The sequence below is a fragment of the Candidatus Acetothermia bacterium genome (assembly GCA_024653305.1).
Lineage (GTDB): Bacteria > Bipolaricaulota > Bipolaricaulia > Bipolaricaulales > Bipolaricaulaceae > JACIWI01.
On record JANLFW010000021.1, the window covers coordinates 13,537 to 25,606 of the forward strand.

The 12,070-nt window shown below is 67.3% G+C and carries 8 protein-coding genes, 1 tRNA gene and 1 pseudogene; 7 read left to right on the top strand and 3 right to left on the bottom strand.

Annotated elements, in window-relative coordinates; all coding sequences use genetic code 11:
- Both NUV94_07280 and rnc read right to left on the bottom strand, forming a co-directional pair.
- The coding region (locus tag NUV94_07280) for a hypothetical protein (protein MCR4392544.1) at positions 1-1,171 on the bottom strand (1,171 nt) is incomplete at its 3' end.
- Positions 1,172-1,213: 42 nt separating this feature from the next.
- Positions 1,214-1,948, bottom strand: a complete 735-nt coding sequence (gene rnc, locus NUV94_07285) for a ribonuclease III (protein MCR4392545.1) — start codon at positions 1,946-1,948, stop codon at positions 1,214-1,216.
- A gap of 123 nt (positions 1,949-2,071) precedes the next feature.
- On the opposite strand from rnc, the gene NUV94_07290 reads away from it, so the two are divergent.
- The 7 genes and pseudogenes from NUV94_07290 to NUV94_07320 all read left to right on the top strand — a co-directional run bounded on the left by NUV94_07290 (position 2,072) and on the right by NUV94_07320 (position 11,528).
- Entirely contained in the window at positions 2,072-2,707 is a 636-nt protein-coding gene (locus NUV94_07290) for a class I SAM-dependent methyltransferase (protein ID MCR4392546.1), read from the top strand.
- Between the two features lie 171 nt (positions 2,708-2,878).
- Positions 2,879-3,976, top strand: a complete 1,098-nt coding sequence (locus NUV94_07295) for an HAD family hydrolase (GenBank protein ID MCR4392547.1) — start codon at positions 2,879-2,881, stop codon at positions 3,974-3,976.
- Entirely contained in the window at positions 3,898-4,503 is a 606-nt protein-coding gene (locus NUV94_07300; GenBank protein MCR4392548.1) for an HD domain-containing protein, read from the top strand. Before NUV94_07295 ends, NUV94_07300 begins: the two co-directional genes overlap by 79 nt.
- 7 nt (positions 4,504-4,510) lie before the next feature.
- Complete coding sequence (locus NUV94_07305) at positions 4,511-6,976, top strand: heavy metal translocating P-type ATPase (GenBank protein ID MCR4392549.1); 2,466 nt, start codon at positions 4,511-4,513, stop codon at positions 6,974-6,976.
- Positions 6,977-7,371: 395 nt separating this feature from the next.
- Positions 7,372-7,449: pseudogene (locus NUV94_07310) on the top strand (recombinase).
- A gap of 332 nt (positions 7,450-7,781) precedes the next feature.
- Positions 7,782-9,572, top strand: a complete 1,791-nt coding sequence (locus NUV94_07315) for an HD domain-containing protein (GenBank protein MCR4392550.1) — start codon at positions 7,782-7,784, stop codon at positions 9,570-9,572.
- Positions 9,573-10,220: 648 nt separating this feature from the next.
- Complete coding sequence (locus NUV94_07320) at positions 10,221-11,528, top strand: peroxiredoxin family protein (GenBank protein MCR4392551.1); 1,308 nt, start codon at positions 10,221-10,223, stop codon at positions 11,526-11,528.
- A 258-nt stretch (positions 11,529-11,786) separates the two neighbouring features.
- Here NUV94_07320 and NUV94_07325 read toward each other — a convergent pair.
- Positions 11,787-11,860: transfer RNA gene (locus NUV94_07325), tRNA-Gln, on the bottom strand.
- Between the last annotated feature and the right edge of the window lie 210 nt (positions 11,861-12,070).

A 12,070-nucleotide genomic window follows, 5' to 3' on the forward strand; every position in this document is an offset into this window, starting at 1 on the left:
GTACGCTGGGCCCAAGCGCGCACGAAGCCTTGGCCCCGTACAGGGAAACCCCGGTCAACGTCCCGTCGTGCCAGCCGACCGCCCCGTACAGGGAGAGACACCCGCCCAGACCCCGCCAGGAAGGGGTTACGTTCACGGCGCTTTCGGCCGTGCTCAGGTCGAGGTCCAGGGCCAGATCCACCCCACAGCACAGGGGAATCCCACCGACGGAGGCGCTGACCTCGGCCAGCCCGACCTCCTTGGTCCACGTGGCCTCCCAGTCCACCGCGAGCCTGGCCAGGGGGAAGCGTGACCAGGTGAACACGGCCGTGGAGAACCCGGGCCCGGCGCCCAGATCGGCGAACACCATCTCCAGCTTGGCCGAACCCCACCCGTGCGGGAGCTCGGGCTTCACGGTCACCGTGTACTCCGAATACGCCTCCCGCCAGCGGTAAACCTTGGCCTCCTCCAGGTAGATCACGTCCACCCACCAGTTCCCCGGGCCGTGCTGGGCGTCCAGGTAGGCCATGGCCGCCGGGGCCAGGGTGAACGGTTCAGGGCTGGCGGGATCGAACGTCACCGCCAGGTTGTACTCGGTGCGGTATCGGTATCGCTGGCCGTCCCAGTACTTGATCCGCACCTTGCCGGCGATGAACGCCTCCTCCTTGACCCCGGCCCGCCCCAGGAGCGGCCACCACCCTACCCCTTCGTCCCACCCGTACACGTCCAGAAAGGCATGGGACGAGATGTCCGAGGAGGAGTTCGCCCGATGGTAGGCCTTCGCGGTGAACTCTCCCCACAGGAACGGGAATTCCCCCTTCACCCACCCGTACCGGTAGTGCGCCCCGGGCACCTCCCACCGGAGCTGGTCGTACCGGGTCCCCGCCCAGGACCGGTAGAGGTGCTTCAGCACCTTCCCCACCGGGGAGAACACGGCCTTGCCGTCCACCGTCAGCCGGAAGCCCAGGGCGTAACCGCGGATCAGGAACGTCTGATCGGTCCACACCCCGTGGTCCAGGGTTGTCGCACTCGTGAGGGTCCACCTGCCGGAGGTCACCTTCAGGGTGAGGGAGGCTTCGGAAACCTCCACGCCCGGCAGGAGGGCGAGGTCCCCAGTCCACGTGCCGGACAGGGGCTGAGCAAGCCCGGACGCGGCCACGAGCCCGGCCGCGAGCAAGGCCAACCGCACCATGGCCCCTCCTCCACCTATACTTAGCCGGGGACCAGGGGAGCGTCAAGCGACAGGCCCTCCGGCGCCGTGGGGAGAACGGCCCTCCTCGTCCAGCGCTTCCAGGAACCGGAGGTAGAGGCGTTTGGCCGCGGCCTGCTCGGCTTCCTTCTTGGAACGCCCGCGGCCGGAGGCGGAGACCCCGGCGAGGGTGGCGGCCACGGTGAACACCTTCTTGTGTTCGGGGCCTTCGGACTGGAGGAGTTCGTAGTTCGGCAGGGTCCCGAACCGGGCTTGAGCGAGCTCCTGGAGGAGGGACTTGTAATCCGGAGGTCGCTCACCCGCGTAGCGCTGGACCTCCTCCCCGAGGAGCCGCTCCACCAAGGCACGGGCCGGCGCGTAGCCGAGGTGGAGGAAGGCCACCCCGACCACGGCCTCCAGGGCCGAGGCCAGCACCGACGGCCGGCGGCGCCCCCCGCTCTCCTCCTCCCCCTTGCCGAGGAGGAGGTACGGCCCTAGCCCCAGGTCCTCCGCCACCTTGGCCAGGACCGGCTGGGACACCACCACCGCCCGGAGCTTGGAGAGCTCCCCTTCATCCCGCTCGGGGAACGCACGGAACAGGAGGTCGGCCACCGCCAGGTCGAGCACCGCGTCGCCCAAGAACTCCAACCGCTCGTTGCTTTCCTGCCCCAGTGGGAGTTCGCCCGCGTAGGAGGAATGGGTCAGGGCCACGCGCAGGGCGTCCTCGGGGATGACGAGGCCGAGCTTTTCCAGGAGCGAGGCGAACGGTCTTTCCACCATGGCCCCCCTAGCTTCCCGGACGGGAGCGGAGGCGTCAAGCCTCGGCCGGGGACACGGTGCCCCCCGCCGCCTGGGGTTGCTCCTATGCTCCCCCGGGGTGGGGCGAGCGATGTGCGGGAAGAGGTGAAACTCAACGTCCGGATCCTGCGGGCGGATACCTCCGGGGAAGTCCGCGCCTGCCCGGAGCCTGGCCTGTTGGAACGCCTTGGGGCGCGCCTCTACGACCTCATGATGGGGCCGGTGGAGGCGTGGGCGGCCAGACCTTGGCGCGGAAAGCTTTGGGAGGGGGTGCGGGGGAGGGTGCTCGAGGTGGGGATTGGGACCGGAGCAAACCTTCCCTTCCACCCCGAGGCGGAGGTGATCGGGGTGGACCTCTCGGCGGGGATGCTGTCCCGGACCCGCGCCAAGGCCCAACGGCTCGGCCGTCCCGTGGCGCTCCTCCACGCCGACCTCCACGACCTTCCCTTTCCCGATCGGTTTTTCGACTACATCGTGGGGAGTTTCGTGTTTTGCTCGGTGGCCGACCCGATCGAAGGCCTGCGGGAGCTTAGGCGCGTGATCCGCCCGGAGGGGGAGTTTCGGCTCCTCGAACACGTACGGCCTCGGGGCGCGGCATGGGCGTACCTCCTCGCCCACCTTGCCCCCCATTTTGCCAAGCGCACCCTGATGCTTTTCCCCCACGCCGGCTGGGAGATCGTGTGGGAGGAAGCCCTCGTGCGCCTCATCGTGGCCCGACCCAAAGGAGGACGGGATGGCTAAAGATCGTGCGGTGTTCCGGCTTTCTGAGTACATGCCCCCGGAGTGCGCCTGCCCGGTGGAACGGCGGCTCCGTTCGCTTCCCGGGGTGGAGGAGGCGTCGTTGCATCCTTCCTTGGGGACGCCGAGGCCACCGGGTTCCAGCCCATCCCCGGAAAGGGTGCCCGGGCCGAGGTGGAGGGGAGGACTCTCCACGTGGGGAATCGGGCCCTGCTTGGGGAACTTGGGGTAGCCATCCCCTCAGACCCTCGGGTGGAGGAGCTCGAGGGGGAAGGGCGGACCGTGGTGTTCGCTGCTGCCGACGGGAAGCTACTGGGGGCGCTTGGGATCGACGCGGTGTTCGCCGAGGTGAAGCCGGAGGAGAAGGCCCAGGTCGTGCGGGGGCTGCAACAGGAGGGGCATGTCGTGGCCATGGTGGGGGACGGGATCAACGATGCCCCGGCGCTCGTGGTGGCGGACGTGGGGATGGTGCGCAACGATCCCCGGGACGTAACCCGGTTGGTGCGCCTCTCGCGGGCGGTGATGCGCAAGATGCGCCAGAACCTGGTATGGGCTACAACGCGGTGGCCATCCCGGCGGCGGCCGGGGCCTTCTCCCGCTGGGGGGTGGTCCTCGCTCCCCAGTGGGGGCCCTCATCATGGCGGCGAGCGCCGTGGTTGTGGTTCTGAACGCCATTCTTCTCAGGCGGGCGCGGTTCTAGCCCGGGCTCCATGGGAGGTCCACACGCCGTGCACCCTCTATCCACCCCCCTTGGTAGGGTCCAGACGAAAGGAGGCCGACATGGCCGAGCCCCGGGAGGAACGGTACCTTGCGGAGGGCCTCCACGGCGGGGAAGCGCTCCTCGCCGCAGTGGACGCCCTCCCCTTCTACGTGATGCTCGTGGATGCCCACCACCGGATCCTGTTTGCCAACCGGGCCGCGGCCCAGGAGCTTGGGGTCCAGCTGGAGGCGCTCCGTGGGCAGTACTGCCCCCAGGCGGTCCACGGCTGTGACGGCCCGGTCCCCGGTTGCCCCTTGGGGGAGGCGGTGGCGCGGGAGGTGTTCGACCCGGCGCGGAAAAGGTGGGTGCGCTCGGCCGTGTACCCCACCGGGCTTCGGACCCAGGGGGCGTTCCGGTGTTCCTCCACACCGCTTTCGATGCCGGGTACGCCCATGATCCGGAGGAGGCGGCCCTCCTGGAGATGCTGGCGGCGGTGGCGAGCAAGGTCATCGCCCACGGCAAGGCCGAGGTGGAGCTGGCCCAAAGCCACAGGAGGATCCAAGAAGTCCTGACCCAGATCGTGACCGCTCTGGCGTCGGCGGTGGAGCAGCGTGGCCCCTACACCGCCGGCCACCAACGGCGGGTGGCCGACCTCGCCTGCGCCATCGCCCGGGAGCTCGGCCTTCCCGAGGACCGGATCCAGGGGCTGCGGCTGGCCGCGCTCGTCCACGACGTGGGCAAGCTCGCGGTGCCCGCGGAGATCCTCTCCAAGCCGGGGAGGCTGAGCGCGCTGGAGTTTGAGCTCGTGAAGGGCCACCCGAGCGGGGCTGGGAGCTCCTTCGGGACGTGGATTTCCCTTGGCCGGTGGCGGACGTGGTGGAGGCGATGGCCTCCCATCGCCCGTACCGGGGAGCCCTGGATCGAGACGGGGAAGGGCCGGCTCTACGATCCCCGGGTGGTCGACGGCTGCCTGCGTCTGTTCCGGGACCACGGGTTCTCCTGGTCCGCCTCATCCCCCGGGCTGCCCTGTCCCACCAACCAAGGTTGTTCCTACGGGAAACCGCGGGTACACTTAACCCACCCCAGGTGGGGTGGATAGGAGGGCCATGGACCGACGCGTGCAATTCCCCGTCCGCGGGATGACCTGTGCCTCCTGTGCTGCCCACATCGAGGAGGCGTTGGCCAAGTGCCCCGGGGTCGGTTCCGCCCACGTCAACCTCGCCACCGGGCGAGCGACGGTGGAGCTCGGCCCCGAGGGGAGTGTGGCCGACCTGGTGCGGGCGGTGCAGGAGACCGGCTATGAGGTGCCCACGGAAGCGGTCGTCCTACCCATCGGTGGCATGACCTGCGCCTCATGCGCGGCCCACGTGGAGCGGGCGCTTTCCGAGGTGTCCGGTGTGGTAACGGCCAACGTCAACCTCGCCGCCGAGAAGGCGACGGTGACCTTCGTCCCCGGTGTGGCCGGTATGGACGACTTCAAAAAGGCCGTCGCCGAGGCCGGGTACGAGGCCCGGGAAGCCCCCGCCGAAGGGGTGACCGCCCCTGTGGAGGACGAGGCCGCCAGGATGCGCGAGGCCCGCTTCCGCATGGGCGTCGCCTGGGCCTTCACCATCCCCATCATCCTCTGGATGTCCATCGAGATGTTCTTCGGCGTCATGTGGCCCAGCCACCTCGTGTTCAACCTGGGGATGGTCCTCCTGGCCCTGCCGGTGCTCTCTTGGGTGGGCCTCCGTACCTACCAAAGCGGGCTTGCGGCGGTGATCCACGGCTACGCCAACATGGACACCCTTATCGCCCTCGGGACAGGGGTTTCGCTCCTCACCGGCCCGGCGTCCTTCTTCTTCCCCGTGGCCAACTACGCGGGGGTGGCGGCGATGATCATGGCGTTCCACCTCACCGGCCGCTGTGTCGAGGAGACGGCCAAGGGGCGGGCCTCCCAGGCCATCCGCAAACTCCTAGAATTGGGGGCCAAGACCGCCCGGGTGATCCGCGACGGCCACGAAGTGGAAATCCCCATCGAGGCGGTCCAGGTCGGCGATCTCATGGTCGTCCGCCCCGGCGAGAAGATCCCCACCGACGGCGTCGTCATCGAGGGGGAGAGCGCGGTGGACGAGTCCATGGCTACCGGCGAGTCGATGCCTGTGGGCAAACGGCCCGGCGACGTGGTCATCGGGGCCACGGTCAACCAAGAGGGCCTGCTCAAGGTGCAGGCGACCAAGGTGGGCAAGGACACCTTCCTCGCCCAGGTGATCAAGCTGGTGGAGGCGGCCCAGGGCTCCAAGGTGCCGATCCAAGAGTTCGCCGACCGGGTAACGGGCGTGTTTGTCCCCGTGGTCATCGCCATCGCCGTCTTGACCTTGATCGCCTGGCTCGCTTTCCCCGGCATCATGCGCACGCTGGTCGCGGCGGGTTCCTTCCTGCCCTGGGTCAACCCGAACCTGGGCCTGGTCACCCTGGCCATCGTCTCCATGGTTGCCGTGCTGGCCATCGCCTGTCCTTGCGCCCTGGGCCTGGCCACCCCGACGGCGCTGATGGTGGGGAGCGGCATGGGCGCCGAGCACGGGATCCTCATCCGCTCCGGCGAGGCCATCCAGACCCTGAAGGACGTGCGGGTGGTCATCTTCGACAAGACGGGGACGATCACCAAGGGGAAGCCCGAGGTGACGGACATCGTTCCCCTCACCCCTTCCCCTCTCCCAGGGGCGGGAGAGGGGGCTCTGCTTCGCTGGGCGGCGGCGGCCGAACGGGGGAGCGAGCACCCGCTGGGGCGGGCGGTCGTGGAGCGGGCCGAGGCGGAAGGGATGGCCCCCGTCGAGCCCGAGGAGTTCCAGGCCCTCCGTGGTAGGGGCGTGGTGGCGACGGTGGACGGCCGGCGGGTGTTGGTCGGCTCGCGGCGGCTGATGGAGGAGCACGGGCTGGACCCGGCGCCGCTCGGGGGGACGCTGCGCCGGCTGGAAGAGGAGGCGAAAACGGCCATGCTGGTGGCGGTGGACGGGCGCTTGGTGGGGGCCATCGCCGTGGCCGACACGCTGAAAGAGGACTCGGTGGCCGCGATTCAGGAGCTGCGCCGCATGGGCCTCGAGACGGCGATGATCACCGGCGACAACCGGCGCACCGCCGAGGCCATCGCCCGCCGGGTAGGGATTGACCACGTGGTGGCGGAGGTGCTCCCTGACGGCAAGGTGGCCGAGGTCCAGAAGCTACGGGAACGGTTCGGCCTGGTCGCCTTCGTGGGCGATGGGATCAACGACGCCCCGGCGCTGAAGCAAGCGAACGTTGGGATCGCCATCGGCACCGGCACCGGCATCGCCATCGAGGCGAGCGATGTGACCCTCGTGCGCGGCGAGCTCTCCGGCGTCGTGGAGGCGATTTGCCTCTCCCGAGCGACGTTCCGCAAGATCCGAGAGAATCTGTTCTGGGCTTTCTTCTACAACGTGGTGATGATCCCGCTGGCGGCCGTGGGCTGGATGCACCCGGTGCTGGCGGAGATCGCGATGGCAACCTCCTCGGTCACCGTGGTCGTCAACGCCAGCACCCTGCGGCGGGCGCGGGTCTGGGGGGAAAGGAGATGACGGCGATGGCGGAGAAGGCAGTGGACCCGGTGTGCGGGATGGGAGTGGACCCCGCCACTGCGCCGGCCAAGGCGAGACTTACGGGCGTGGAAGCCTGACGCACATTGGAAAACCCAACGTCGGGGACAAGCCCCGACGCTACGGTCTGAGGGGGTAGCGTCGCCCTTTACATTAAGAGGGACTGGTTCATAATGGCCTTCTCACCCAGATGATCGTCTGAGTTAATGCCGTTGTCCTTGGTGGGGGAGGCAGGGCGAGGGTGGCGCCCCATTTTCGCCCCTCACTCTTCCTCTCCGTCCCTCAGGCCTCGTTTCTTTGGGCGGAGTTGTCAGGGGTACCCTCGGGGCGGCAAAATAAAGGGGACTTCTAGGGAGTGGGCTATGGAAGAGAAGCGCATGGCCACCGGGATCGTCGGTCTGGACGAGGTCCTCCACGGGGGGTTCCTCCCCGGCCGGGCGTACCTCCTCGTGGGCGCCGCTGGCACTGGGGAGACCATCCTTTTCCTCCAGTGGCTCCTGGACGGGGTGCGGGGGGGGACGAGGCCTCCTTGTGACGGAGGTCGAGCCCGAGCTCGCCTGGGACCTGGCCGGGTTCGGGTATGGAGTCTTTCCGGGATCGAAGGTCGTGCACCTCTCCCCCACCTAGCTGCGGTCCCTGTCCTCCGATGCCTACCCGTTCTGCACCGCCTGGTGAGGTTCCTCAACCGCCTGGGGCGCACGGCCCTCCTCGTGGCCGAACCCGGGGAGGTGGAGGAGGAGCCGGTGGGACTACCTCACCGGGGTCCCGGTCCACCGGAGGCCTTCCCATGAGCCCTGAGCTCCACACGATTGGGATCCTGTTCCGGGGCCACGCCGACCGGCGGCTCATCCGGGAGTTTCTGGAGGGGCTGGGCTACCGGGTGCTCGCCCCCCGGCCGGACGGGTTCGATCCAGCGGGGTGGGCTGAGGTGGATCTAGTCTTGGCCGAGGCGGCGGTGGCCCGCCGAAGGACGGAGGAGCTCCTCGACCTCAAGGCCCGGGCGGCCGCGAACTTCGCGCTCCTTCTGGTGCTCGTGGTCCTCCCCCCTGGGGAGGATCCCACCGCTTGGCTCGCCGCGGGGTTCGACGATTGGGTTTCTCTCCCCATCACCAAGGAGGCCCTGAACGCCCGGGTCCAGGTCTGGCTGCGCCTGCGGGATGCAGAGGGCACGCGCTTCCGGTCCCTTGTGGAGGAGACCACGATCGGGTTCTACCGCACCACCCCCGACGGCCGGATCCTCTACGCCAACCCGGCCCTGGTGCGGATGCTTGGGTTTTCCTCGTTTGCGGAGCTCGCCCGGCGCAACCTGGAGGAGGAGGGGTTCGCACCGAGCTACCCCCGCGCTGATTTCAAAGAACGGGTGGAGCGGGAGGGGAGGGTGGTGGGGCTCGAGGCCGCCTGGATCCGGCTGGACGGGACCCCTATCTACGTGCGGGAGAGCGCCCGCGCCGTGCGCGACGAGGAGGGCCAGGTCCTCTACTACGAGGGCACGGTCGAGGACCTCACCGAGAAAAAGGAGTTCGAGGAGAAACTCCGGGCCGCCCAGGCCCTCGTCTCCCAGCTCCTCTTCATCCACGATCCGAACGAGGTGGCGCGGCTCGTGGTCGACACCGCCCGGGACGTCTTGGGCCTTGAGGACTGCGGGTTCTACCTCCTGAAGGACGGGAAGCTCCGCCTCCTCGCCCACAGCTCGGGGGCCCTGCCCGGACCGACGGAGCTCCCCCTCCAGTCCGCCCGAGGGATCGTCCCCCTCGTCGCCCGCACCGGCGAAGCCGTGTACCTCGCCGATCTCGGGGAGGATGCCCGGTACATCCGGACCTCCCCGGAAAACCGGTCCGAGCTGTGCGTACCGATCAAGGTGGGGGGACGGGTCCTTGGGGTCCTGAACGCGGAGAGGCCCGAGCCTGACGGCTTCGCTCCAGTGGATCGGGAGCTCCTCGAGGCCCTGGCCGGGGTGGTGGCCTTGGCCCTCGAGAACGCCCGCCTTTTCTCTCAGGCCGCCCGCCTCCCCCACGAGATCGTAGAGGTCCTCTCCGCAGCGTTGGAGCTCCGGGATCCCCACACCGCCGGCCACCAGCGGCGGGTGGCCGAGCTCGCCTGCGCCATCGCCCGGGAACTTGGGTTTTCCGAGGAGCGGATCCAGGGCCTGCAGGTGGCCGTCCTCCTCCACGACATCGGCAAGATGCTCTATGTGCCCGCGGAGATCCTGTGCAAGCCGGGGAAGCTGAGCGCGCAGGAGATGGAGCTCGTCCGAATCCACCCCCAGGCCGGCTACGAGGTCCTCCGCCGGATCGAGTTCCCTTGGCCGGTGGCGGAGGTGGTGCGCCAACACCACGAGCGGCTGGATGGCTCCGGCTATCCCCACGGCCTCAAGGGCGAGGAGATCCTGCTTGAGGCCCGCATCCTCGCCGTGGCCGATGTGGTGGAGGCGATGACCTCCCACCGCCCGTACCGCCCGGCGCTAGGGGTGGATCAGGCCCTGGCCGAGATCCAAAAAGAAAAGGGGCGGCTCTACGACCCCCAGGTGGTGGAGGCCTGCCTGGCCGTGTTCGAGCGGAGGTTCGTCTTCCCGTCCTAGGGCATGCCCAGCACGTTAGCTTGCCGAAGGCCTTGTGCCTTGCCGTACGGTCCTGCCCGGCTAACTTATTGGCGAGGCCGGTCGGGGGGCAGTCCAATCCGAGAGGGAAAGCGACTCGGCCAGCGGTTTGGGTGTATGTGGACCGTGCTCAGGGAGAACGCCGCTCTGGTTCTGGAGGTTGCCAGGGGGGCAACAACCCTGGTAAAATGAGCGTTGCCATCCAAGGTCGAAATCGGAGGTGACGAGGATGGCAACAGGGATGAAGGCGGCCGTGGTGGCTTTGCCGGTGTTCGCCCAGGTTCAACCCTCCATGTTAGATCCCGGATGCATCCAAATACGCTGTCAGGTCGACACATGCACACATCGTGGGCCGGCTTCTACTCCTCCGCACGGGCAGTGTATGAGCGGTACAGCGATACGGGTATCCCCCTGAAATTGACCGTGATGGCGGAAGCGGGGTGTGACGCCACATGCTGCCACCCGGTTTTCGTGTTCATGTGCGACCGGGACGCGTGTTGCGATACCAAAATTGTCACAGGTTATGGCCGGGTTACTGTACTGGCTGAATGTTATGCCACACCAATGTGGCATTGGGCGGGCCTGTGCGTGACCGAAGCTGTGAATGCTATTGATTAGGGAGGTTCCCCCATGGGATTGAGAGCGTCAATTGGCCTGGCGTTGTTGGTAGTGGTAGTGGTTGACGCCTGGGGACAGATGGGGCTACTGCCCGAGATCGGGAAATGTCCTGTGCGGTGGGAGAAGCCGATTGAGATCCCCCTTTCATCCGAACCCGCGGAGGGGCTGTTTGCGGTCCCTCGGGGAGGCAACGAGATCTGGTACGGTACACTGCAGTTAGGCAGTGGGGAGAACACCACAATCCATGTTGCGTTCTGGCCTGGGGACAACGCGGGCCCTCGGCTTTGGGTGGATTCGAACGGCAACAAGGACCTGACCGACGATGGAGATGGCCTCTGGATGTGGAAATACGGATGGCATGAATACATATGGCAGTACACGGTCCTCGTCGACTACGGTCCGGAAGGGCGTTTTCCCTACTCGATCCGCTTCAGCGCCTCGCCCGATTACGGCTGGGACCCCATTCTCATGCCCGAATCCAGCCGTCTCTCCCCGTATTCTCTCCATGCACGTTCCGGAGGGTTCCAACAGGGTTTGCTGGATATCGAGGGGAGGACGGTTTTATTCGGCCTCTACGATGCCAACGGCGACGGTCGCTACGACGACATCGAACATACTGGAGTCCTTGTCGACAATGACGGCGACGGCCGGTTTTGCTTCTTCTGTCCGCATGAAACGTTCTTCCCGGGAGAGACGATCGTGATCGGTAACCGATGCTGTGCCCTGGCAGAGGTGAGCTCGAGCGGTCGGCGGGTCCGGGTGGACTGGGTTGAGCAACCCTTGTGCGCCCGGACTGTCTTTGTTCCTGGTTGGCCAGCACCTGACTTCACGGCCCAAACCTTGGGCGGGCAAGACATCACCCTGTCCCAGCTGAACGCGCAAGCGACGGTCCTTGTGTTTATCTCCCCACGCCTCTGCGCCATGGAACAGCCTCGCGATTGCCCAGGTTGCCCCCCGAGGGATGTGTGCGAGGAACTCAAGGAGTTCGGGGAGGACGTAGCAAGGGTTGAGGAATACCGGTCCAGGGTCGCTCTCGTCCTGGTCATCACCGATCCGGAGTTACCACCCAAGGCCTGGCTTGAGCAGTGGGCGCCATTCTGGGAGATGATCTGGGATAAGGATTGGCAGCTCGCCCAGCTCTATTACGGGTGTCCAGGGCCTCTGATCATCGACCAGGGAAGGACCATCCGGTTTGTTGGCTTTGAGCAAGCCATGATACTCGATGGCTTTGGGTGCTACCGCTACGAGTACGGCGCACGAATCGCCCACATGCTCGACCTTTTTTGGGCTCTCGGGCGCGTGTTGGCGGACCAACGTTGATGACGGAACGCTGGGGAAAATCGTTTCCCCTGAGCTGAACAGCGACAGATAGCGCCCTGCCTTCGACAGGCCGGTCCGGTTGGGGCAACCCCGGTTCCAGGAGGAAGAGGGGCGGGGCTCGATCTTGGTTGTCCACAACCTACTGGAAGCCTCGATTGCGAAGACCCGCTCACCATGTCCGGGCTCACCTTTAACCCGCCCGCCTTGCGCTCCGCGGCGATTGCCGGACAGAGGTGAGATTGAGAGGGGACAAAGTCCTGGCTAGGGCGGGAGGATTCGAACCTCCGATCGCGGGTCCAAAGCCCGCCGCCTTACCGCTTGGCTACGCCCTAGCGTGCGAAGAATATAGCGCCCGTGCCCGGAGCGGACAAGGCCCGCGGGCCGGCCCGGCGTGGCATCGGGTAGACGACGATGTCTGACCCTATGGGCCGCACGCGGGCCTTCGGCTCACGGATTCCCGCTGTACGCAAGGTGAAGTTCATCCCGCAGTTCTGCGCGCCGCCACTTCCTTTACCGCCGAGCACGCAACCGGAGCCGTGATC

Excerpts from the sequence above, each read along its gene's own strand:
- rnc (MCR4392545.1), bottom strand. The coding sequence starts at position 1,948 with ATGGTGGAAAGACCGTTCGCCTCGCTCCTGGAAAAGCTCGGCCTCGTC.
- NUV94_07305 (MCR4392549.1), top strand. The coding sequence starts at position 4,511 with ATGGACCGACGCGTGCAATTCCCCGTCCGCGGGATGACCTGTGCCTCC.
- NUV94_07315 (MCR4392550.1), top strand. The coding sequence starts at position 7,782 with ATGAGCCCTGAGCTCCACACGATTGGGATCCTGTTCCGGGGCCACGCC.
- NUV94_07320 (MCR4392551.1), top strand. The coding sequence starts at position 10,221 with ATGGGATTGAGAGCGTCAATTGGCCTGGCGTTGTTGGTAGTGGTAGTG.